The sequence below is a fragment of the Cytobacillus sp. FSL K6-0265 genome, assembly GCF_038003465.1.
Lineage (GTDB): Bacteria > Bacillota > Bacilli > Bacillales > Cytobacillaceae > Cytobacillus > Cytobacillus stercorigallinarum.
The window spans coordinates 1,256,570-1,280,415 of record NZ_JBBOPE010000001.1 but is presented as its reverse complement, the minus strand read 5'-3'; the positions used below and the strand labels follow the sequence as shown (position 1 = coordinate 1,280,415).

Sequence of the window (23,846 nt, the reverse complement as noted above, 5' to 3'; positions counted from 1 at the left end):
AAAGATGTTCTTCATTTAAACATAATTTAACATACTTATCTTAATTATTTTTATTAATACTTACTAAGCATTAACCTATTATTCAATCATAAGGAATTTTTTAACTATATGATAAATTTCCTTTGTAATCCATATACTAACATGCATCAGGTGTATGTTATCAGAACATGGTAAAAAGTAACTTACTTTAAATTATAAAACTAAAGGATGCGATAAAAGGTGAAAAATACGAATCACGACCAATTACATAATGATGTTATTGAAACATTAAGAGAGACAAGCCGTACTTTTTTCATTCCAATCAGTTTATTAGTAACAGAGCTAAGAGAAACCGTTGCATCTGCTTACCTTTGTATGCGCGCTATTGATGAAATTGAAGATCATCCTGACTTGGAACCAGCTATCAAAAGCAAACTATTGCATGATATCGGTGACGCCCTTCAATCCGCTCAATACAGTAAAGAAATCTTTAATGAGATGTTCAAGCCATTTGAATACGAATTACCAGAAGTTACTCTTCGCCTATATGATTGGATTTCCTTCTGTCCAGATGAAATTAGAATAAAAGTAGTTGAGTCAACTGCAATCATGGCATCCGGAATGGGTGACTGGGTGGATAAAGATTGGCAGATACAATCAGAAGCGGACCTTGATCAATATACGTATACAGTTGCAGGATTAGTTGGTGTGATGTTAACCGACATATGGAAATGGTATGATGGAACTGAAGCCGATAAAGAGCTTGGAATTGGATTCGGTCGTGGACTTCAAGCTGTAAACATTTTAAGAAATTATAAAGAAGATGCAGAACGTGGTGTAAGCTTTTTCCCAGATAGTTATAGCCTAGACGATATGTTTGATTATGCGCATAAAAATCTATCTCTAGCTGACGAGTACGTAGCGAATATCGAGACAGAGACGATCGTGAATTTCTGTCAAATACCACTCTCACTTGCCCATGGAACATTAAAAGCGTTAGTCGACGGTCGAGAAAAAATGACTCGTGATGAAGTAAATGAAACTGTAAATAAAGTAATAAAGAAAACGTCATAATAAAAGGCAGCGACTAAAAGCTTCGCTGCCTTTTATTTTTACACCTAGGAGATTAATTTTAAGCCAATCGCTGCGCCTAAGATAAGCGCAATACAAACAAGTCTTTTCCATTCTCTCGGTTCATTAAAAACGACCATCCCTACTATCGCTGCTCCAACGGTACCTATTCCTGTCCAGATAGCGTAAGCAGTACCCATAGCAATATCCGTCATAGCAAATGAAAGTAAAGAAAAACTAATTGCAAATGATAAAGCAAGGAAAATAATAGATTTCCATTGCTTTTCAGCTACTTTCTTCAAATGGTATACACCGAGAACCTCAAAGCAACCTGCAATAACTAAGGCAATCCAGTACATTATTGAGATCCTCCTTTTTCAACATTCTCTACTGGTGCACGGTCAGATAATAACTTCAACCCGACTACACCCGCTAGAAGCATAATAATTAATAGTACTTTCATCAATTTAAATGGCTCTCCGAAAACAACCATTTCTACTATTACTGTACCTGCTGTACCTAAACCAGCAAATACTGCGTAAACTGTACCTACTGGTAAATGCTTCGTAGCAAGAATTAATATAATAAAACTTAACGTAATAATAATTCCAGTAGCAATCCATTCCAACGTGTTTTGAGCATATTTTAATCCTGATACCCAACCAACCTCTAACACACCTGCTAAAAGTACAAGTAACCAATGTCTAGTCATCTATACCCCTTCTTTCTAGTTGTTTATTGTTTGTACGCCTTTAAAGTATATCGGCCAGATAGCTCGAACCCTCCTGTAATAGCTGTCTTCTCCACTAAAAATAAGGTCAATAACAGCACCATCAACAATCGTAATATAAGCAAGTGCTTCATCCAGATACTTTTTTTCGTCATTTTCTACGCTCGAGTGTTTTCTCATATATTTTGCTAACAATCTTTCCATATCTGCAAAGAATGGATTGACTATTCTCATTACCTCATTATAAAGTTTCGCTGGAGGGAAGTAAGACACTCTCAGTAAAAATTTTGCATGTTCGTTATGCTTGTTTTCCTCGACAATCCAATCAAAAAAATAAACTAAATTCTCTTCTAATGAATAATTTTTTCTCGAAGCAAATAAGGTAATCATCTTCCGCTTTTCCTGCTGAAACACATAGTTTGCAACATGTAAAAACAAGTCATCTTTTCCTTTAAAATGAGCATATATCGACGGTTTCTTAATACCTACATCTGTGGCTATATCCTGTAAAGATGCTCCCTCATATCCCTTATCTGCAAAATGGACTAGCGCAACATCACGAATAAGTTCTGCACTCATCAATTATCACACTCCCTTAACTAACGACCGTTAGGTAGATTATTTCACAGGATAAAATGAAAGTCAATCAATACTTTCATTCCTTCACTTTTAATCGTCAACCCTCTTTGACCTTGTTTCACTTTTAATAGATACTACTCAAGTCCATTAACATCCATGAAGCCCATCTTCTCATTATCTCCAAATTCCTTTTTCATTTCGCTTCCAATTTATTGTCGCCTCTTTTTGATAAACCTCTACAAATATCAAACTGAGACAAATTTACAAACTAAAAAGACTAGCGGGACCGTTTTTTAACAGATCTCCTCTAGTCTTCTGATGTGGAGGTAATTACATCATCTTAACTTGATCTCTTTCCAAGATACGCTTCCATAATACGGGCATCACTTAATAATTCTGTTGCATTGCCACTTGCAACCATTTTCCCCGTTTCAAGCACATAACCTTTATCTGATATCTTTAGAGCTTGTCTCGCATTTTGTTCTACTAATAATACAGTCGTTCCTGATTGATTAATCTCTTTAATGATTTTAAAAATATCGGCCACAACAAGGGGAGCTAATCCCATAGAAGGCTCATCTAATAACAACAATTTCGGCCTACTCATAATTGCTCGAGCAATGGCAAGCATCTGCTGTTGGCCACCAGATAATGTCCCCCCAAGCTGCTTTTCACGTTCCTTCAAAATAGGAAAGCGCTCAAGCATTTTATTTAAATCTGAGTCTATCTCGGAATCTTTCCTATGATAAGCACCCATTTCTAAATTCTCTAGCACTGTCATACCTGCAAGAATCTGTCTTCCCTCAGGAACGAGGGCAATCCCCTTTCTTAAGAGCTGATCAGGACGTAACCCCGTTACATCTTCACCAAGAAAAGAGATCTTCCCTGCAGAAGGTTTTAATAATCCGGATACACTTTTCATTGTGGTTGATTTCCCAGCACCATTTGCCCCTAAGATGGTTACAATCGTTCCTTCTTCCACTTCTAGCGATACATCTTTTAACACTTGAATTTTCCCATAACCTGCATGAATACCACTAACTTCAAGCATATTGATCTTCCTCCTCCTTACCGAGATAAGCTTCAATTACTTCTGGGTGGTTCTGTATCTCAAGCGGAGTACCTTCTGCAATTTTTTTGCCAAAGTTTAATACAGCTATGCGATCACATAATTTCATCACAAGTGGCATATCATGTTCAATAATTAAAACCGTTATACCCTTCTGTTGAATCTTCTTAATTAAATCAAACAAATCACTTGTCTCAGTCTCGTTCATACCAGCTGCCGGTTCATCAAGCAGGAGTACTTTTGGCTCACTGGCAAGTGCGCGTGCAATCTCGAGTCGCCTTTGTTGTCCATAAGCGAGATTATCTGAAGTGAGATCAGAAAAAGTAGATAATCCGACAAAGTCTAAAAGTTCTTCAGCTATATCTTTAATTTTTGCTTCTTCTTTCTTTTGTGACACTGTACGAAAGACACTTTTTAATACCCCTGAACGAGTGCGGGAATGTTGCCCGACCATGACATTTTCTAGTGCCGACATTTCGGGAAATAAGCGGATATTCTGAAACGTCCGGCATATCCCTTTTTCAGTAATATGATGGGATTTCATCGTTGTTATATCTTCATCTTTAAAAGTAATTTGGCCTGAAGTTGGTGTAAACATGGACGTGATCAAATTGAACATCGTTGTTTTACCGGCTCCATTTGGCCCTATTAAACCAAAAATTTCTCCTTCATTTATTGAGAAGGTAACATCAGTCAAAGCACTTAATCCACCAAAATTTTTACATACTTTTGTGATTTCCAGTACCATGCTTCTGCCCCCTTTTTCTACCCTTTTTACTTAAAGCCTTCAATAATGGCACATCGATAAGTCCTTGTGGGCGGACAGCCATCATAATAATGATGATCAGTCCATAAATCATATAGCGATATTCACTAATAAACCTTAGCACTTCAGGCATTAATGTTAAGAAGAATGCTCCGAATATTGGACCCCAAATCACTTCACTACCACCGAACACAACAAAGATTAAAATTTCCACCGCACGATGATAGGCAAAATCGGCTGGGCTAATATAAGCAAGTATATGAGCATACATTGCACCCGCAAACCCGGCAACAAGTGCACCTTGCGCAAAGGCTAAAACTTTATAATAAGTGATATTGATACCCATTGATTCCGCAGCTTTTTCATCTAATTTAATCGCCGCAAAAGCTCTCCCCACTCTTGATTGGTGCTGTCTTCTGAAAAACCAAATCACAAAGATGGTAATTAATAATAGGAGGATAAAAATACTTAAAAATATAAATTGATTATTTTGTAATCCAATAGACATCGGTTGAAAGCCAAACCCTTGTAATGTTTTCAGTATTTCTCTACCTATATGAGGGATTCCTGATATACCTACTGAGCCATTCGTTAAGGTTTCCCAATTGACAAAAATAACACGAATAACTTCTCCAAAACCTAAGGTTACAATGGCTAAATAAACTCCCTGAAGCCTTAATGTTGGAATACCAATTAGTACTCCACATAAAGCGGCAACTAATGCACCGATGATAATACCGATAATAATAGGCAAATCAAAATGAATCGTTAATAGTGCTGATGTATAAGCGCCAATTCCCATGAAACCAGCATTCGCCAATGATAACTGTCCTGTTGATAAAGTTATATATACACTGATACCTAAAATAATATTAATTAAAATAAAGCAACCTACTTGTAAATAGTACGGATTAATTAATTCTGCTAGCATCCTGCGTTCACCTTCTTACGTTGATATTTTCTGGCCAAACAACCCTTGCGGCCGAATGAGAAGAATAATAATAATTGCTAAGAATGCAATAGCATCTCGATAGCCTGAATCTCCGTATACAACGATGAAGGTTTCCGCTAATCCTAAAATGAGGCCACCTAACATGGCACCTCTCACACTGCCCATTCCCCCAAGAATGATAATTGCTAAACCTTTTAAGCCCATTGATAGACCCATCTGCGGCGTTACTGAGTTAAAAGCCATGCCGACCAATATACCAGCTATTCCACCCATAGCTGAAGCAATGATCACTGTCATCAAAATGGTTTTTTTCGTATCGACACCTAAGAGACTCGCCGTTTCTAGATTTTCTGCCGTTGCTCTTAATGCTTTTCCAGCTCTGGTTTTACCTAACCAAAAGGTTAATACGAGCATTAACACGATAGAAATGACAAAAATAACGATTTGTACTAAATAAATGGTAATTGATCCAATTTGAAAACTGATTTCAGCAAAGCTTGTTCTGAATGGATGATTCCCTGCACCAAAAAGATGGTGTGATAAGTTCTCTAACAGAATAGAAACACCTATTGTACTTATTAGTGGAGCTAGATGTGATACACCTTGTTTATGCCTTAACGGTCTTAAAGCAAACCTCTCCAATAAGTAACCCATAATAGCCGTAATGATAATCGCACCTAGAAAAGCGACCCATAAGGGGGCATTTAATGTCGATGTAATCATTACTCCAATAAATGCCCCAAACATAAAGATCTCGCCATGTGCCATATTGATAATACCTAATACGCCAAATACTAAAGTAAATCCAAGGGCAACAATTGCATAAATGCTGCCCAATGTCAGTCCATTAATTAATTGTTCTATTAACACGGTGTCTCACCTTCTAACACATTTTTCTTCTTACTTAAATTCAACGAATTTTTCTTCTTCAATTACTAACACCGTAGGGTCCATTAATACATCTCCCTCTTCGTCAAAAGAGAAATTACCGAGAATTCCTTCAAAATCCTTTGTTTTAGCTAATGCATCTTTTACAGCATCACGATCTGAACTACCGGCATTTTTAAGTGCATCTGCTAAGATGTATAATGCGTCATAGGCTTGAGCAGCGAATTGATCTGGAACATGACCATGTTCCTCTTCAAATTTCGTAACAAATTCCTGTACTTTTTCATCTTCTTTTTCGCTATACCATGGTGTTGCTACTATCAACCCATTTGAAGACTTACCAGCAATATTGATAACTTCCGGAGAATTGAATCCGTTTCCACCAACAAATGGGACATCAATCCCCATTTTTCGTGCTTGGTCCATAATGACTGCCCCTTCGTTATAAAGCGCTGAAGCAAGAATTAAATCGGGATTCAAATTTTTAATCTTCGTTAATTGGGCATTATAATCCGATTGACCTTTTTGGAACGTTTCTGTCGTTAAAACTTCAAGTCCCATTTCTTCAGCTGTTTTTTTCATCGTGTCATAACCAGACTTTGTAAACACATCATCATTGCCATAAAGAATAGCGACTTTTTTTACATCATATTTGTCTACTGCCTTTTGCATTGATGCAGGAATAGCCAACGCTTCAGGAATAGAATTACGGAAAACATAATCGCCAATTTGAGGAATTCCCTCAGCAGTTGTAGACGTTCCGATAATCGGCACACCACTTAAGTCCGCTTCTGGTCCAACGACATTCATTTCTGTACTAAGTGTCGGCCCAATAATTGCTGTTACATTATCTGAGTTAATTAATTTTTGAGCAGCAGTTAAGGCTTGGTCTTGCTTACCTGCTGAATCTTCAAAGATTAGGTTGATTTTCACATCACCTTTTGCATTTATTTCTTCCTGTGCTAACTTTAAACCGCCTTGTATCGCTTCACCATATGCAGCACCTGAGCCAGTTAAGAAGGAGACCACACCAATATCTGCTTCTACTTTTCCACCTTCGCTACCACTTGTCTGATCCCCACTATTACCGCAAGCAGAAAGTAATAACATACTAGATACCGCAGCTACTCCTACGAATTTTTTTAATACTTGTCTCATTTTATTAGCCCCCCAGAGAGTAAAAACTTTAAAACTATATTACTATTAAAATATAAATATATTGCATTGTAAATAAAATATTTAAAAAATTCTGTTAAGGAATTGCATTTATTTTCACTTCAGTCTTCTTGTCTGAAATAGACAAAAATATCAATAGATGATTGTATATAATATATATTGATATACACTAGTGTTGCATTAATTTATTTTCACTATTAAAAATACTCAAAATGTTCAATTTTATTATTTTGTGCAAAGAAAAAGTCCTTTATAATGGATAAGTCAGGTGGTAACCCGTCCAAATCCACTAAAAAAGGACCAACTCATGGACAAGATTACACGAAAAACTTCATTTGGACAATGGTTTTCACCAATAAATCTTCAACTTTTTGAAGAAACCGTGAAAACGTTGAAATTAGATTACTATACGAAAAAACTAAAAACAGACTCATTTCTAAAATTACTCCTTTTTGCACAGCTACAAGAAGTCGAAAGTTTGCATGAGCTAAGCGATTGTCTTTTCGACGACCAACTACAAAAAGGCATTGATCTTGATTCAATCAGTATTTCTCAGCTCTCACGCCGATTAAACGGTATAAATCCAGATTTATTTCAAAGGCTTTTCCTTGATTTAGTCGCACAAATTCATGCAAAAACACATTATACAAAGCTTATTATGCCGTTAAAAATTATTGATTCAAGCACATTGCCACTTAATTTGACCAATCATAAATGGGCAAAGTTCCGCAAAACAAAAGCGGGTGTCAAGTTGCATTTGAGACTTGTGTTTATGGAAAAAGGGAGTTCCTATCCTGAAAAGGCTGTTTTAACAACGGCAAAAGAACATGATCGTGGTCAGCTTGAAATCATGGTTGATGATAAAGAATGCATGTATGTGTTTGACCGTGGCTACCTAGATTACGAGCGCTTTGACCGAATGACAGATGATGGTTACTTTTTTCTTTCAAGGCTACGGAAAAACGCAGTCATACGGGAAGTTTATAATTTTAAACTACCCGAGAATTCAGCTGTTTTGTCAGATCAAATGGTGTTGATTGGTACGACTCAAAACCGTGCTGAAAATTACTTTCGTCTTCTAAAAGTGATGGATTCAAAAGGAAATGAACTGCATTTAATTACCAATCGTTTTGATTTGAGTGCCGAAGAAATTTCAGAGATGTACAAATCACGGTGGGCAATTGAGTTGTTCTTTAAATGGATCAAACAGCATCTCAGCATCAAAAAATTCTACGGTCAAAGTGAATGGGCGATTCAAAACCAAGTGTTTATCGCACTGATTGTTTTTTGCCTACATGTTCTCGTACAACTTGAAACAAGAAGTAAGCGAAAAACCTTACAAATTAGCCGTTATTTAAGGGCTGCATTGTGGAAACCAGCCCATATCTGGCTTCGAAAGATTGAAGGGAAAGCCATCCCTTAATAAGCAAATTGTTGTTGTCGCACAAGTCTAATTGTAAAAAAAACCCAAATGGATGGAGCCACCTTTGAATAGGTATTTACCTTTTTGGCTCTAAACAGGGAGGATAATCAGACTGAAAATTGCGACAATATTTATGCAACACTAGTGATTGATATAGTTATTAGAAAAATATATGATTATAAAGATGAGTTATTGGGTAGTTACTATAATTGACTTTCTAAAAAAATCTCTGAGGGAATAGCATGATTATCATGTCTTTTTTTTATTGTCTTTTTGGTATAATAACGTCTCTCTTTTTTTGGAATGTTAATTACAGAACTAAATAAACAGATTATAGGGTTGAAAGGAGAAATATTATGGAAACGGGTGTTTTAATATCAATCACTATTTATATGATTGGTATGCTTTATATAGGATATTATTCCTATAAAAGAACAAAAAACTTAAATGATTATATGCTAGGTGGAAGAGATTTAGGACCATTAACCACTGCCCTTAGTGCAGGTGCTTCTGATATGAGTGGTTGGCTCGTAATGGGGTTACCTGGTGCAATGTTTGCTACCGGACTTAGTTCTGGTTGGATTGCTGTCGGACTAATCATTGGCGCATTATTAAACTGGGTATATGTTGCTCCTAGATTACGCGTTTATACTGAAATAGCAAATGATTCCATAACAATTCCAGGCTATTTGGAAAATCGCTTTGGCGAAAAAGCAAAAGTATTAAGAATGGTCTCAGGTGTAGTTATTCTTGTATTCTTTACTTTTTACGTATCATCCGGAATGGTGTCTGGCGGCGTATTATTTGAAAGCATATTTGGCATGAACTATCATACTGGCCTTTTAATTATTGCAGGTGTAACTATTGCATATACCTTGTTTGGTGGGTTCCTCGCTGTTAGTTTAACAGACTTAGTGCAGGGATTAATTATGGTTATTGCTCTTATTTTAGTGCCGATTGTGGCATTAATAGAAATTAATGGATTAGGAACGGCTATCGATACAGCAAGAGAAATTGACCCCGCCCTTCTAGATATTTTCCGCGGAACTTCTGTATTAGGTATTATCTCATTCTTAGCCTGGGGTCTTGGATATTTCGGACAGCCACATATTATTGTCCGCTTTATGGCGATTAGATCTGTTAAACAAGTAAAATCGGCTACATGGATTGGTATGCTATGGATGATTTTCTGTATTATCGGAGCAATGTTTATTGGTTTTGTTGGTATCGGGTTCTTCAATAACACGGCCTACACAATTGATGATCCAGAGACAGTATTCATCCTTTTAGGAGAAATATTATTCCACCCATTAATTACAGGATTTATCATTGCTGCTATACTTGCTGCAATTATGAGTACAGTATCTTCTCAATTACTCGTTACATCTAGTTCACTAACAGAAGATATTTATAATTCCTTCTTACGTAAATCAGCTACTGATAAGGAACTTGTATTAATTGGTCGTATCTCTGTCATGATCATTTCAATTATTGCCTTATGGATTTCTTGGGAGAAAAACTCAACGATTTTAGACCTTGTAGGTTATGCTTGGGCTGGTTTCGGTTCAGCATTCGGACCAATGATCTTATTAAGCCTATTCTGGAAACGAATGACTAGCTGGGGCGCTCTAGCAGGAATGATATTCGGAACAGCAACTGTGATCATTTGGTCTGCAGTCGGATTATCTGACACACTTTATGAAATGGTTCCTGGCTTCTTTATCAGTTTATTGGCAGTTATTATATTTAGTTTAATAACTTCTAAGCCTCCGAAGAAAGTAGAAGAGGATTTCGAGGAATACAAAAAAGCACTTAATCAACGATAACTCATATAAGAATCGAACCACTTAGGTTCGGTTCTTTTTTTGTGCAAATGGGAGTTTCTTATCATTGCAGAAACTCGATTGCACCGATAGTATGTCGTAAAAGAAAGGTACCCAACTTTGACTTCTGTAAAGAAAATTGTGAGTGATAGCAGAACAAATGTAGCAATGGATAATTGATGGCAGTTACAGTTAGATACTGTCTACATATCGTTTTGCACTTTTGCTTTTGAAAACCCTCAATAGCTAGCTTACTAAAACAATGTTTGATAAGTTTTCTTCTGTCAATCTTACCTATTGACTTAATACTCTTTTCTATACAACCATTCTCCTTACTTCAATCCGTTGCTCGAGAACGATATCGGAAGCTTGGATAACAACATTTTTTTTTATATAATATTGAATATGTGACCTTATGACCATTGAACGAGGGAAGTGCAAATTTTGGATTATGAATTAGATCGAATTGAATCTTCTACCAATATAGAAGAGATTGCGGAAATCATCAGTATTCAATTAAGAAAACCAATTGTGATAGAAGATGCACAATTTTCATTAATAGCCTATAGTTCTTATTTCACTGAAGATTATGATGAAGTGAATAAGCAAACGATTTTCAATAAGCAATGGCCTGTTTCAATTTTTGAGCGTTTAAGTGATGAAGGTATCGTGGATCAACTTTCTCATTCAAAAAAGCCGTTTCGTATAAAAGCTTTCAAGGATATTCAAATGAATAAGCGTGTGGTAGTATCAGCCATTTATAAAAATGAGACATACGGCTATATATGGGTTCAGGAAACTCCGCCTAAATTGAAAGAAAAGGAATTGACATTCTTAAAAGCCGCTTCCTCTCATATTGGTTTTCTACTTAATAGAGAGCGAATTGCAAAAGAGGGAAAAGTGGAAGAAGACCATTATTTTTATGAAAAAGTCATAGAAGATTCCTTTCAAACAAAACAGCAACTGAAAGTAGAAGCTGCGACAGCAAATGTGACTATACCGAAATCATTTGTAGTAACAGTTTTTAAGGTAGAAGAAGGCGATGAGAAAAATTTTGATGACATCATTAATACGGTTAGACTATCTGTAAACAATATGACTCAATCAGCATATATTTTCTTTTACCATTTAGAAATGATTGTCTTACTAGCATCTCATGAGCAAAATGATCAAACATTGATTGATAATGCTGAATTGCTTACATTAACAGTAAGGACACAATACGAGTCAAGTACGCTCGTCGTGGGCATCGGAAATGAGTATACCTCCATTTATAAACTGCGTCAAAGTTACACAGAAGCATTAGAAGTGATTCAAACTTCTATGTTTTTTAATAAGGAACAATCACTTCCTGTAAGATATAATAAGTTAAAAACTTTACGCTATTTAGCTATTATTGAACAGCATAATAAACAAACGAATTATACAAATGAAGATATATTAATCCTTTTAAAAAAGGATGATCAAAGCCATACGAACTATATTCAAACACTTGAAATCTATCTCTTAAATAATTGTCGGCTAAAACCTACTGCTGACGAGTTATTTATTCACGAGAACACGCTTAAATATCGCTTGAAAAAGATTCAACAACTAACAACGATTGATTTCAAAGATTTCAATACAAGATGTCAACTCTTTATTGACCTACAACTATTAAGACGAAAACAATCTATTGTAGAAGGTCACCAACTATCCAATGAAAACAAAGAAAAACGCTAACTGATTCTATAAAAAAAAAGAATAGGGACTGTCACTTGTTTGCCAGCCCCTATTAATGGTGTAGATTAGTCTCGTAATAAGTATGTCCATGCAAATTGTGCATAAAGCTCTGCACCCGTTACTAAAGCATCTTCATCTATATTAAACCTACCATGGTGATGTGCCCATTCGGTATCCTTATCCTTATTTCCACTCCCAACAAGCGCAAAGCTGCCCGGTGCGTAATCAAGGTAAAAACTAAAATCCTCTCCGCCCATTGTTGGTTTTTCATCGAAAAGGACATCAGTGCCAAAACAGTCTACTGCAACCTCTTGGACTAATGCCGCACTCTCCTCATGATTAATGACTGCTTGTGTCCCTCTAATATACTCAACCACTGCCTTGCCACCATATAGACCAGCCACATGATTTGCATAGTGAGTTAATTGCTCCTCTATGTGATCTCTAACTGCAGGTTCGAAACAACGTACTGTTCCTTCAAGTTTAGCATTCTCAGCAATGACATTAAATCTAGTTCCAGATTCAAGTTTTCCTACCGTTACTACTGCTCCTGCCTGCGGGTCAATTGTTCTAGAAACAATAGACTGCAAATTCATAACAAAGGAAGATGCCATCACTGTGGCATCAATACAATCATGCGGGATTGCACCATGTCCTCCTTGCCCTTGAAAAGCTACATGAAAAATATCAGCAGATGCAAATTGAGGACCCGCGGTACAAGCAATTTTATTTGTCTCCATTTGTGACCAAATATGAATACCGAACACATGATCAACCTCTGTCATTGCTCCTTGCTCTACCATTGCCAACGCACCTCTAGCAGCCTCTTCAGCTGGTTGAAAAATAAGGCGAACACTCCCCTTTAACTCTTCCTTCATAGTATTAAGAACATCTGCTGCTACTAAAAGCATTGCTGTATGAGCATCATGGCCACATGCATGCATTTTCCCTTCCACTTTAGATGCGTATGATAATTCTGTATTTAACTCTTCTACTGGTAGGGCATCAATATCCGCTCTTAACGCCACTTTTTTTCCAGGCTTACTGCCAGTAATTTCTGCGACAATGCCAGTCGGATTCATTCTCCTATAAGGAATTTGCAATTCTTCCAAGTAATTAGCAATAAACTCCGTTGTCTTTACTTCTTCCCATGATAATTCTGGTTCACTGTGAAACTTTCTTCTTAATTGAATCACTTCATTCGCTCTAGCGAGTATAGCCTCTTTAATATAGTTGTTCATGCTGGTTCGCCTCCGTGAGATGTTTTACTGCTTCAAATAGAACATAGACTGCCTTCTCAATATCATGATGATCTGACCATTCTTCTGGACAATGGCTTAATCCATCCTTGCTTGGAATAAATATCATAGCCGCCTTCGTTTGTTCTGCAAATACCATGGCATCATGTCCAGCCCCACTGAAAATCGATTGATAAGAGATTTCATGTTTTTGACATCCTTTTTTTAATTGCTGCTTCACTTCATCATCTAATATTGTTGGTGACATATATAATTGTTCGGCTATTGAAATGGAGATTTTCTCCTTCTTCCATTGACGAATAAAAGTTTGGGTATCGTTTAGCAAACTTTTCAAATTCGCTTCATCTGTTGACCTTAAATCAATCGTAAATGTAACTGATCCTGGAATAACGTTGGCTCCATTTGGATAGACTGATAGTTTACCAACTGTTGCGACGGTTCCCTCACCGTAAATTTCAGCTATAGTTGGTAACTTAGCAATAATCTGTGCTGCCACAACTAGTGCATCTGCCCGATCATTCATAGGTGTAGTGCCTGCATGTCCTGCCCTTCCCTGAATCGTAACTTCCAATTGCGATAAGCCAACAATTCCTTCCACAATCCCAATCGAAATTTTTTCTTTTTCTAAAATCGGTCCTTGTTCAATATGCAGTTCTAAATACGCCTTCATCGTCTCTTTGTCGCGCTTCTTTATGAGTTCTGGGTTCAAACCAATACTCTTCATCGCTTCAACTGTTGAAACTCCTTGTGAATCCGTCAACTCTCTAAATGTTTGGTCTGTAAGCTTACCTGTTATACTTCTTGACCCCATTAACCCGCCACCAAATCTTGACCCTTCTTCTTCTACTAGAGCAACAACTTCCAATGGATACTTAGGTTGAATGCCATTCTCTTGGAATAGTTTGGCCACTTCCAATCCAGCTATCACCCCAGCAGGGCCATCATAATTGCCACCATGTGGAACAGAATCAAAATGAGAGCCAATCAATACGCTTGGTCCATTTACCTCACCAGCTAACTTACCAAAAATATTCCCAACACCATCTTCCGATACAGTTAATCCGTAGTCTTTCATTACTTCCTTTAAGTAGTTTCTTGCTTGTAAATCTTCTTTGGAATACGTCATTCTTGTGGTACCATTTCCAGGCGTACTTGTATACTGACCCAATGTTTTTATATGTTGATCAATTCTAGCTAATACATTACTCAACATTCATCACTCCTTCATTTCCATTGCGAATTTATAAGAATTGCACAAATAGGCCTGCTAAAATAACCGAGACGATCGTGACAGTTATAAATCCGCCCACTAACATTGGAGGCAACATATGACTAGTGAGGATATTTCTTTCCTCTTCATCATCTGTTAAAGATTTAATTACTTCATTTGTAATAATGTAATCTGCTGGAAATCCGTATAATGCTGTTAAAGATACAGCAAAGGCCATCTCTTTACTCACCTTAAGAATTTTACCGACGATCATTGAGAAAATGTACATACCGATTACACCAATGACGATGGTTGCGATTAGGGGGTAAATAATTTCAAGCATCATACTTGGTGTTGCTTGCTTTAATCCATCAAAGATAAATAACATCAGTGCCATAATTGCGAAACCAAATCCATTTGCTTTCTGTAATGACTGCTTCTCTAAAAATCCTAATGTTGTGGCAATCACACCGAATAATAAACAGAGGACAAATGGACTAATGGAAACAACCGGTGCTAAAACGGTTGATACAAGGTAGGCAAAGAAAGCAACAATACCGAGACGGAAAAACTTAAAAAAGTCTGTATTGTACTTCTCAGGTAGCCATTTAAACAACTTTAATTCTACTTCTTCTGTTGTGGCTGCTGTCTCCTCAACAGTATCCTTCATCTTTAATTCACCTTTTCGGACTTGCTGTAGCAGCTTCTTCCCTTCCTTCTTTAAAACAAAAGATGTGAGCGGGTAACCAGCAAAACCTTGCATCACATAAATGACGATTGCAAAAACAGATAAAGTAACAAGTCCAGCATCGGCTGCGGCTTCTGACATCATTAAAGCAGAAACAACACCTCCTACTAGTGGAGGGATAGCGACAACCATTGTTTCAAAATCAAATAACAATACACCGATTGTAAATAGCAATACAATGATTCCTAGAATCCCCGATAACGCAATTAATACAGTTTTCCATTGCTTCTTTAATTCCTGCAGCGATAACAATGTTCCCATATTCGTAATCAATAAATACATCAATAAAGTCGCCACTGAAGAGGGGATTCCTGCCACCTCAACTATGTCTGACGGGAAAAACGTCCAATAACCAATGAGAAACAAAGATGCACATATAAACATGGATGGCACCCATGCCTTTGTTCTTGTAGCTACCATATCCCCAATAAATAAAATTCCAATCACGATTACAAAAGCCATTAACTGAGACATACATGCCACTCCTTTAAATTCGATTTTGATATTTTACAATAGTATCACGCTCCTTTTTAAATTAAAAGAACATTTTGTCTTTTATCATTATTTTTAATAATCTTTTTATTTGAAAGCGCTTTTATTTATATAAACTCACTTAAATACCATATAATTGTTAGCTATCTCATCACGTCTCTTTAGCATGAGTAAAGTGAAACAAATACAAAAAAAACATACCTTTGAATTAAAAAGGTATGTTTTGCATTACGATAATAAACTTTTCGCAGCAACTGCTAGCTCCAATCTTTCTAAAGATTTCATATACGCCAGTTTCACGTCATTATCAGCTATATTCATTTCTTTGAATAGCATTTTCACTATTCCCTCATTCTTGAACCAATCATCTCCTCCTGGCTGCTTATGACTAGTGTTTTTCCATACATGAACAAGCACAGGACTATATAACTTTTTCGCACCGTTTTTTAAATGTCCATCTGTAATTCTTGGTTTATATGTTTTTGTCGGTATTCCTTCTTGGATGACACAATAGACATTCCTCCAGTAATCACTTCTTGACCCAGTATGGGGATGTTGGTTAGCCCACTTAACAAAGCTTCGTAATTGAGAAGGGTTTTCGTAAAGAAGTGAGTACAATTTAAACCCTATTTCTATTCTCTGATTTAACTTTGTAAATAAATGAACGACTAAACCCTTTAACTGTGATATTCCATGCGTCTGATACGGGAAGAGAATATAGTTAAAAGCAAAAACATCTTGTAATTTAAACTCAAGTGTTGATGTCACTTCTTCTTTAAAAATTGGGTTTTGTATCACTCTTTTTTCTATATAGTTTTGTTCATTAATAATAAGCGCATGTGTAAGGATTTGAGATTGTTTTTGTTGCCAAAAAAATGACCATATTGCTTGCATAAATGAAGAGACGCCTAAATGAGAGAGCAAATGAAAGAACGGTTTACCTTGTCTGACACTTTCCTCGTAAAGCAATAACTGTGGATATGCATCTTGAAAAATCAACCAATTTGCTCGTTCCATAAATTGAAAGAACGCATGCTGTTCTGTCTCACTTAATATCTTTGATAATAAATCCCCTTTTAAATCTGTCATATTCCAACCTGCATTTCTTGAGACAAAATGGGCTAACAAAGCCCAGTGAACTTGGGGGAATTTCAAATAAAACTTGAAATAAGCATTTGTTCTTGTCACATTATTAAGATTACAAGCCGTTGTTTGTTGTTTTATTTTTTCTAGAATCTGTTGTTCGTCAAGATCAAGTTCACTTATTGTGTTCTGCTTGTTTTTCTTTAATAGGACCACTAATTCTTTTTTTAACTTTCTCCCAGCAATAGATGATTTTATCCTTTTTCTTCTTTTTCGCCATTTATGAATTAAAAAAATGGAAAACACCACCATTATGAATGATTATTTTGTCCAATGAATACTCATGTATTAATAATGATTACATTGTTAGGAAAAGTAACGAAAAGGGTGAATATCATGAAGGTCTCAAATGGAATCGATCATTTAATTGCTACTTTAAGAGCAGACCAAACAGCTTCAGGTACTTGGGAATATCCTTTTGAATCTAGTATATCCACTGATACGTATATGATTATTTTATTAAGAAGTTTGGAAATTGATGATGAAGAGATGATAAAACAATTGGTTAAAAGGATACTAAGTAAACAGGAGGAAAACGGTGCATGGAAACATTATTATGATGAAAGAAACGGTAGTCTTTCCTTAACTGTCGAGGCATATCATGCATTGTTGTATTCAGGTTATATCGATAAAAAAGATGATCGAATGAAAAGAGCGAAACGATTCATTCTACAACAAGGAGGCATAGAGGAAACCCATTTCCTAACCAAACTGATTCTTACAATCACAGGACAGTATGAATGGCCAAAGTTCTTTCCCCTGCCAATTGAACTGATGCTCATACAGCCTGTCATGCCAATCAATTTCTATAGCATCTCCGTATACGGTAGAGCAAATATAGTTCCAATTATGATCATTGCAGATAAAAAATTTCGTTTTCGAACAGCCAGCAGTCCAGATTTATCAGATTTGTTCACTTCGAGAGTGGAAGCAAACTTTAGTTGGTCCCGATCCTCTGAATGGCGAACCATACACAAAACAATTAAAGCAAGTATGAAGAAAATTATAGGCCTGCCACAAGAACTACACCAACTGAGTATGAGCCGTGCGAAACAATATATGATTAATCACCTAGAACCAGACGGGACCTTATTCGGATATATTAGCTCAACATTTTTAATGGTATTCGCATTACTATCATTAGGACATAAAAAAGATGATCCGTTGATTGAGAATGCGGTAAAAGGATTATACGGATTCCAAACAAAAGTAAAAGGTCATACACATATCCAATTCACTACTGCTTCTGTTTGGAATACAAGCTTGCTTAGTTATTCTTTACAAAAAGCTGGATTAACACCAAATGATCCAATGATAAAAAAAGCAACCAATTATTTACTTAGTAGACAACAATATAAATTTGGAGATTGGATCATTCATAATCCTAAGACAAAACCAGGAGCTTGGGGGTTCTCTGACATCAATACTTTTCAGCCAGATACTGACGATACCTCAGCCACTCTTCGTGCTATTACTAACTCTGCAAAAAGCCGTGATGATATAAAAGAGGCTTGGAATTTAGGCGTCAATTGGCTCGTTTCCATGCAAAATGATGATGGTGGTTGGCCAGCTTTTGAAAAGAACACCAATAATAAGTTATTAGCTTTAGTACCAATCCAAGATAGTGAATTTATTCTTACGGATCCAAGCAGTGCCGATTTAACAGGAAGAGCCATGGAGTTTTTAGGAAATTACACACATATGCCGCACCAACATCCTCATTTTCACAGAAGTATTGAGTGGCTTAAAACACACCAAGAAAAGAACGGTTCCTGGTATGGCCGATGGGGCATTTGTTATATATACGGGACTTGGGCAGCTCTTACAGGATTATCAGCTATTGAATATGACAATAAAAGTAAAATGATCAAGAAGGCTACGAGCTGGCTACGATCCATTCAAAATGCTGATGGAGGTTATGGGGAATCCGCATTAAGTGACAAACAAAAAAAATATATCCCATTAGGTGATAGTACACTCACACATACAGCATGGGCCATAGATGCATTAATTTCGGTAAGTCAGAAGCCAGATGAGACAATTAAAAGAGGCGTAAAATATCTCCTCACATCTTTGGACAATAATGATTGGCGCGAAGACTACCCTGCAGGTCAAGGTCTCGCGGGTGCTATTTATTTTCATTATCACAGTTATCGCTATATTTTCCCCTTATTAGCGTTGGCACATTATCGAGAAAAATACGGAGAAAATGAGTATGATAGTAGAATAACACCGTAACTAATTTACCTATTTTCCACTCAAGAAAAGCCCGCACCTATTATATTCATTTAAAATCATTCAATGTGATCTGGGCTTTTTTTGGGAATGATAAGGCTTGATTAGTTTTAGGGGGGAGAGATTATCAAGAATCGCTGCTTTATATTCTTTTCCTCTTTCTTTTACATTCCAACAACATTACTAAAAGTGTTGCAAGTAATTCACTTGGAAATTTCCCTTCTCCCTTTTCCCAGAAAGAACTTCTTCTGCAGGACAACCATAATAGCGAATTGTGCAGTTATTTTTTTCGTTTTCATCGCTTATAACAGCTTCCACACCAGCGGTACTGTTTGCGAATGTCCTGGTAATGCATTGAAAAAAATTTAAACAAGCTGTCAAATTCAAATTCCCGCATAAATAAGGATATTTTCTTACTTTAATCATTCTTTTTGAACAATAAACCGCTTTCATCATTTTTTCAGAAAAAAATCGAGGAAAAATCCCCGATTTAAGTATTATGATTTATTTTTTAAAAAACAACCGTTTTATTACCATATACAATCACGCGATCTTCAAGATGCCACTTTACTGCTCTAGCTAAAACACTGCGCTCGATTGAGGCTCCCTTTCTCTTCAAGTCCTCTACTTCATCCCTATGATCAACTCGACTTATATCTTGCTCGATAATCGGCCCCTCATCTAAATCATTGGTGACATAATGTGAAGTTGCACCGATAATCTTCACTCCACGTGCATAGGCACGATCATATGGTTTCGCACCAACAAATGCCGGTAAAAAAGAATGATGGATATTAATAATTTTATTCGGTTGAGCAGACACAAATCGCGACGTTAAAATTTGCATATAACGAGCGAGAATGACAACATCGATATTATATTCTTCAAGTAATTGTAGCTGCTTTGTTTCCACTTCTTCACGATTTTCTTTTGAAGCAGGAATATGGTAAAAAGGTATACCTAATGACTCAACAATTTCTTTTGCCTCTAGATGGTTACTAATAACTAATGGAATTTCCATCATCATGTCGCCATTCTGCCATTCTAGGAGTATCTCTCTTAAACAATGTAGTTGCTTTGATACGAAGATGGCCGTTCTTTTTAATTCACTATTTTGTTGTAACTTCCATTCCATCTCAAAATCTTGAGCAACATTTATAAATGACTCTTTCATTTGTGCAAATTTTTGTGGAAGGTCAGGGCACTCAAATTCAATGCGCATAAAAAAGTTGCCGCCTTCATGATTAGTAGAATATTGACTGGATTCAATAATATTGGCTTGATATTGAAATAAAAACTTCGAAATATGGGCGACAATCCCTGGTCGATCAGGACATTTAATGAGTAGGCGTCCCCTATTTTTATTTTTCTCTTTATAAACTTTTGCTTGATTATTAAATAATGTATTCATGTTGCACTCCTTCAATATATTTATTGCATTTTAACCTTTTCTTTCATAAAGACGCAAACCTTTTGCAAAAAAAAACACTCATTGTACATTGCTTGAAATCAGACCCCATTCTCTTATACTATAATAGGAGCATGTAAGCTGTGTTTTTATATTACAGAAATATGACTTTAGTGGCATTTTTGTCATAAATAATCGTATTTCGACAAAAAGGAAGGTATAATTATAAAATCACAGGATAATAGTTTCATATGAGGAGGAATTATGAGATGGAATGGGTATTAGCCATTTTACTTGGTGCAGCAGTTGTGTTGCTCATTTTATCATTTGTTAAGGGTAAACAATCGAAATCGGAACAAGAGCAACATATTGATCAGGTTTCTTTTTCCTTAATGGATGAAATTCACCAATTGCAACAAAAAGTGAAATTCATGGAAATAGATGCTGAGATAACTGCCGTAGAAGCAGGTACTTCTGAAGTACAATCTGATCATAGATTACTTCTACGCGAAATGATAGACCTACATAGAAGAGGATATTCCAACGAAAGCATCGCTCAAAAACAAAAGATGTCTTTACAAGAAGTGAACAACCTACTAGCTCCATACGAAAAACGTAGTACGGAAAGGAGTAAAGTAGCTCAATGAGTGAAAAAACGATGCGCAGCTTTGCTGGTGGTTTAATTGTTGCAGCAGTCATCCTCGGAATTACCTATTTCCTTAGTCCGTCTGATAGCAAACAAACAGAAGCCGCTGAGCCGAAAGCAACCGAAGAAGTAGACCAACCAGCTGAAGCAAACAAAGAAGAACTTAGTACAGAAGAGATGGAAGAAGCATTACAATCTCAAGGATTTATTATTCACAGTGAAAAAGAATGGAACAATATCAATAAAGATATGAAAGATATTGCTTCTGTTAAAGAAGAAAATGAAAAGCTTAAAAAGCAACTTAACGATGCCAAAGCAAATGAAAATGAAAAAGCTGTTTACCGTACGATGCTCACAGTTACTTCTGGTATGACGAGTATCGACGTCGGTGATGCACTTGAGTCCGCTAAAATTATTAAAAATGGTAAAGACTTCTTTGATACAGTAGAGAAAAAAGGCCTCGAAAATGACCTGCGCCCAGGTACATTTGAAGTTAATAGCGACATGTCAATGAACGACCTTGTTAATACAGTATTTAAGAAATAAGTTTCCTCGAGAAAGCATTTGATGACATCATCAAGTGCTTTTTTATTGTCTTCCTAACTCCTCAGTATTAAACAAGTAGCAGTGAGTAGAAACCATTTTCCCATAAATCATAGCGATAACAGTAAAAAACTGCGCATAGATGATTTGCTCATAGTGCATTTGCCTTTGATAGTTGCGCAAACTCCGATAACCCCCCCTTCCTTTAATTAAGTTTCTAAGAAGAAAATGAATAATCGCAGCATATTAATATCAAAATACTCTTATATCATTCAATATCGACAAAAAATAAATGAAGTTTAAATTGATAAAAGAAGATTGGGGAATGTTCATTATGAGTATTTATGTATATCAATCGTTTCAACTTAAACAAGAAAACTTTCAAGAAGGTATTCAAAATCTCGCTAATATCAAAAGCTTTCGCAACGAAAACTATAGTCACGAGATTGAAGTTCTCTCCCCTATTTCCGGCAAGGATCATACCTATTGCCTCATTGCCAAATATGAAGGGCTCGCCGAGATGGAACTGCAAAATAAAAAAATGTTCGAAGACGAAAAATACAAAAAGATGATTAGCGATTTCTTTATTGAGCACACCGTGCAAAATAGTATAGAAACTCAATTGTTGCGCTGTCTTCAATTACCACCGAAGACAAAAAAATAATAGACATTAAAAAACATGTCATCACCCTATACATTAGTCAGAAAATTCATTATAATTAACGCGTCTTGGATAACTTGAAAAGAGGCGTTAATTATGACAGATAGAAGCAATCAAGGTAGGAATATACTTATTTTTATAGGCATCATCGCAGTTGCGTTTAATTTACGTCCTGCGATTACTTCAGTTGGCCCAATTATTGGAGACATTCAACATGAAATGCAATTTAATACGAGTACAGTGAGTTTACTAACCACATTCCCTTTATTAGCTTTTTCAGCCATCTCCCCCTTTGCCCCTATATTTGCAAAAAGATGGGGGATAGAGAGGACACTTTTCTGCGGGTTAACACTGATTGGGCTAGGTATCTTCATGCGCTCTACTAATATATTGTTCATTCTATTTGTTGGTACCTTCATGATTGGAATAGGAATAGGTATTTGTAACGTGTTACTCCCAAGTCTTGTTAAAGCACAATTCCCTTTAAAAGTAGGATTAATTACCGGCATATATACGTTAGCAATGGGTGTATTTGCTGGTTTTGCACCAGGTATTAGCGGAACACTTTCTAGCAATGGAATCACATGGGAACCTAGTCTACTCATTTGGGCAATCCCTGTCATACTTGCTTGTATTCTATGGATACCATTTATTAAAAAGAGACCTAAAATAAATCCTGTCCCGCTCCTTTCATTCTCTACTTTGTTTAAATCGGGCATCGCATGGCAAATCACCGGATTTATGGGATTACAATCGTTTATTTATTTTGGTTTTTCCACATGGTTACCAGAGATTTTGTTATCAAAAGGTTTCACGTTAGAAATGGGTGGTTGGATGCTTACTGTCATGCAATTTTCGGGGTTACCAGCAAGTTTTTTTATTCCTATACTAGGAGAAAGATTAGCGCATCAAAAATGGATTGGCTTAGGAATTGGTTCAACTCTTATTACAGGTTTATGTGGGTTATTTCTTACTTCAAGTACGGTGATATCATTTCTGAGTATTATCCTCATCGGTCTTTCTCTAGGTGCTGCCATAAGTCATTCTTTAGCATTAATGAGTCTACGATCTATGAACAGTGAGCAGGCAGCCTCTCTTTCTGGCATGGCTCAATCTTTTGGTTACTTATTGGCCGCATGTGGTCCTTTCTTACTTGGTTTTCTTTATGACCTTTTCCACCAATGGCATACAGCATTTTTTGCCCTTATTACTGTTGCTATTCTTTTTACTTTATGTGGTATTGGCGCAGGAAGGAATGTTTTTGTGCAGGAAACCACAAACCTCAAGCAAATCTCATAATCGTTTAGCTGGGTTTATGATTAC

General features: G+C 36.4%; 23 protein-coding genes. 9 read left to right on the top strand and 14 right to left on the bottom strand.

Going from position 1 to position 23,846, the window contains the following annotated elements:
• The first annotated feature begins 219 nt into the window (after positions 1 to 219).
• Entirely contained in the window at positions 220 to 1,053 is an 834-nt protein-coding gene (locus tag MHH73_RS06530; RefSeq protein ID WP_191817159.1) for a squalene/phytoene synthase family protein, read from the top strand.
• Positions 1,054 to 1,097: 44 nt separating this feature from the next.
• On the opposite strand, the gene MHH73_RS06525 is transcribed toward MHH73_RS06530, so the two are convergent.
• The 8 genes from MHH73_RS06525 to MHH73_RS06490 all read right to left on the bottom strand — a co-directional run bounded on the left by MHH73_RS06525 (position 1,098) and on the right by MHH73_RS06490 (position 7,192).
• Positions 1,098 to 1,409, bottom strand: a complete 312-nt coding sequence (locus MHH73_RS06525; RefSeq protein ID WP_191817158.1) for a DMT family transporter — start codon at positions 1,407 to 1,409, stop codon at positions 1,098 to 1,100.
• Complete coding sequence (locus MHH73_RS06520) at positions 1,409 to 1,762, bottom strand: DMT family transporter (RefSeq protein ID WP_191817157.1); 354 nt, start codon at positions 1,760 to 1,762, stop codon at positions 1,409 to 1,411. Before MHH73_RS06520 ends, MHH73_RS06525 begins: the two co-directional genes overlap by 1 nt.
• Positions 1,763 to 1,777: 15 nt before the next feature.
• The gene (locus MHH73_RS06515) at positions 1,778 to 2,359 is read right to left on the bottom strand and encodes a TetR/AcrR family transcriptional regulator (RefSeq protein ID WP_191817156.1); all 582 of its coding nucleotides are present in this window, start codon (positions 2,357 to 2,359) and stop codon (positions 1,778 to 1,780) included.
• A gap of 340 nt (positions 2,360 to 2,699) precedes the next feature.
• Complete coding sequence (locus MHH73_RS06510; RefSeq protein WP_191817155.1) at positions 2,700 to 3,410, bottom strand: ABC transporter ATP-binding protein; 711 nt, start codon at positions 3,408 to 3,410, stop codon at positions 2,700 to 2,702.
• The gene (locus MHH73_RS06505) at positions 3,403 to 4,176 is read right to left on the bottom strand and encodes an ABC transporter ATP-binding protein (RefSeq protein ID WP_191817154.1); all 774 of its coding nucleotides are present in this window, start codon (positions 4,174 to 4,176) and stop codon (positions 3,403 to 3,405) included. The genes MHH73_RS06510 and MHH73_RS06505 overlap by 8 nt, the downstream gene beginning before the upstream one ends.
• A complete protein-coding gene (locus MHH73_RS06500; RefSeq protein WP_191817153.1) occupies positions 4,148 to 5,125 on the bottom strand; it encodes a branched-chain amino acid ABC transporter permease in 978 nt (325 codons plus the stop codon). The genes MHH73_RS06505 and MHH73_RS06500 overlap by 29 nt, the downstream gene beginning before the upstream one ends.
• A gap of 15 nt (positions 5,126 to 5,140) precedes the next feature.
• Complete coding sequence (locus MHH73_RS06495) at positions 5,141 to 6,016, bottom strand: branched-chain amino acid ABC transporter permease (RefSeq protein WP_191817152.1); 876 nt, start codon at positions 6,014 to 6,016, stop codon at positions 5,141 to 5,143.
• A gap of 30 nt (positions 6,017 to 6,046) precedes the next feature.
• Positions 6,047 to 7,192, bottom strand: a complete 1,146-nt coding sequence (locus tag MHH73_RS06490; RefSeq protein ID WP_191817151.1) for an ABC transporter substrate-binding protein — start codon at positions 7,190 to 7,192, stop codon at positions 6,047 to 6,049.
• A 325-nt stretch (positions 7,193 to 7,517) separates the two neighbouring features.
• Here MHH73_RS06490 and MHH73_RS06485 point away from each other — a divergent pair, with 325 nt between their 5' ends.
• The 3 genes from MHH73_RS06485 to MHH73_RS06475 all read left to right on the top strand — a co-directional run bounded on the left by MHH73_RS06485 (position 7,518) and on the right by MHH73_RS06475 (position 12,178).
• A complete protein-coding gene (locus MHH73_RS06485) occupies positions 7,518 to 8,633 on the top strand; it encodes an IS4 family transposase (protein ID WP_016201461.1) in 1,116 nt (371 codons plus the stop codon).
• Between the two features lie 356 nt (positions 8,634 to 8,989).
• Positions 8,990 to 10,459: a sodium/proline symporter PutP gene (gene putP / locus MHH73_RS06480; protein WP_191817150.1), complete on the top strand. Its 1,470-nt coding sequence runs from the start codon at positions 8,990 to 8,992 to the stop codon at positions 10,457 to 10,459.
• Between the two features lie 441 nt (positions 10,460 to 10,900).
• Positions 10,901 to 12,178, top strand: coding sequence for a PucR family transcriptional regulator (locus MHH73_RS06475; RefSeq protein ID WP_191817149.1), 1,278 nt, complete (start codon positions 10,901 to 10,903; stop codon positions 12,176 to 12,178).
• A gap of 65 nt (positions 12,179 to 12,243) precedes the next feature.
• Here the strand turns inward: MHH73_RS06475 and MHH73_RS06470 are convergent, their stop codons facing one another.
• The 4 genes from MHH73_RS06470 to MHH73_RS06455 form a co-directional block, all read right to left on the bottom strand.
• Complete coding sequence (locus MHH73_RS06470; RefSeq protein ID WP_341065637.1) at positions 12,244 to 13,419, bottom strand: amidohydrolase; 1,176 nt, start codon at positions 13,417 to 13,419, stop codon at positions 12,244 to 12,246.
• Entirely contained in the window at positions 13,403 to 14,647 is a 1,245-nt protein-coding gene (locus tag MHH73_RS06465; RefSeq protein ID WP_225230792.1) for a Zn-dependent hydrolase, read from the bottom strand. Before MHH73_RS06465 ends, MHH73_RS06470 begins: the two co-directional genes overlap by 17 nt.
• A gap of 31 nt (positions 14,648 to 14,678) precedes the next feature.
• On the bottom strand, positions 14,679 to 15,869 hold the full coding sequence (locus MHH73_RS06460; RefSeq protein WP_191817146.1) for a hypothetical protein: 1,191 nt from the start codon (positions 15,867 to 15,869) through the stop codon (positions 14,679 to 14,681).
• 246 nt (positions 15,870 to 16,115) lie between these two features.
• Complete coding sequence (locus tag MHH73_RS06455; RefSeq protein ID WP_318245503.1) at positions 16,116 to 17,276, bottom strand: DUF2515 family protein; 1,161 nt, start codon at positions 17,274 to 17,276, stop codon at positions 16,116 to 16,118.
• Between the two features lie 90 nt (positions 17,277 to 17,366).
• On the opposite strand from MHH73_RS06455, the gene shc reads away from it, so the two are divergent.
• Positions 17,367 to 19,268: a squalene--hopene cyclase gene (gene shc, locus MHH73_RS06450; RefSeq protein WP_341065632.1), complete on the top strand. Its 1,902-nt coding sequence runs from the start codon at positions 17,367 to 17,369 to the stop codon at positions 19,266 to 19,268.
• A 508-nt stretch (positions 19,269 to 19,776) separates the two neighbouring features.
• On the opposite strand, the gene purU is transcribed toward shc, so the two are convergent.
• On the bottom strand, positions 19,777 to 20,676 hold the full coding sequence (purU, locus tag MHH73_RS06445; RefSeq protein WP_191815951.1) for a formyltetrahydrofolate deformylase: 900 nt from the start codon (positions 20,674 to 20,676) through the stop codon (positions 19,777 to 19,779).
• A gap of 266 nt (positions 20,677 to 20,942) precedes the next feature.
• Here purU and MHH73_RS06440 point away from each other — a divergent pair, with 266 nt between their 5' ends.
• Positions 20,943 to 21,320 carry a hypothetical protein gene (locus MHH73_RS06440; RefSeq protein ID WP_191815949.1) on the top strand — a complete coding sequence of 126 codons (378 nt, stop codon included), beginning with the start codon at positions 20,943 to 20,945 and terminating at the stop codon, positions 21,318 to 21,320.
• Positions 21,317 to 21,865: a hypothetical protein gene (locus tag MHH73_RS06435; RefSeq protein ID WP_191815947.1), complete on the top strand. Its 549-nt coding sequence runs from the start codon at positions 21,317 to 21,319 to the stop codon at positions 21,863 to 21,865. Before MHH73_RS06440 ends, MHH73_RS06435 begins: the two co-directional genes overlap by 4 nt.
• A 42-nt stretch (positions 21,866 to 21,907) precedes the next feature.
• On the opposite strand, the gene MHH73_RS06430 is transcribed toward MHH73_RS06435, so the two are convergent.
• Complete coding sequence (locus MHH73_RS06430) at positions 21,908 to 22,045, bottom strand: hypothetical protein (protein ID WP_341065627.1); 138 nt, start codon at positions 22,043 to 22,045, stop codon at positions 21,908 to 21,910.
• 151 nt (positions 22,046 to 22,196) lie between these two features.
• Here MHH73_RS06430 and MHH73_RS06425 point away from each other — a divergent pair, with 151 nt between their 5' ends.
• The gene (locus MHH73_RS06425) at positions 22,197 to 22,526 is read left to right on the top strand and encodes a hypothetical protein (RefSeq protein WP_191815945.1); all 330 of its coding nucleotides are present in this window, start codon (positions 22,197 to 22,199) and stop codon (positions 22,524 to 22,526) included.
• A 93-nt stretch (positions 22,527 to 22,619) separates the two neighbouring features.
• On the top strand, positions 22,620 to 23,822 hold the full coding sequence (locus MHH73_RS06420) for a CynX/NimT family MFS transporter (protein ID WP_341065624.1): 1,203 nt from the start codon (positions 22,620 to 22,622) through the stop codon (positions 23,820 to 23,822).
• Positions 23,823 to 23,846 lie beyond the last annotated feature (24 nt).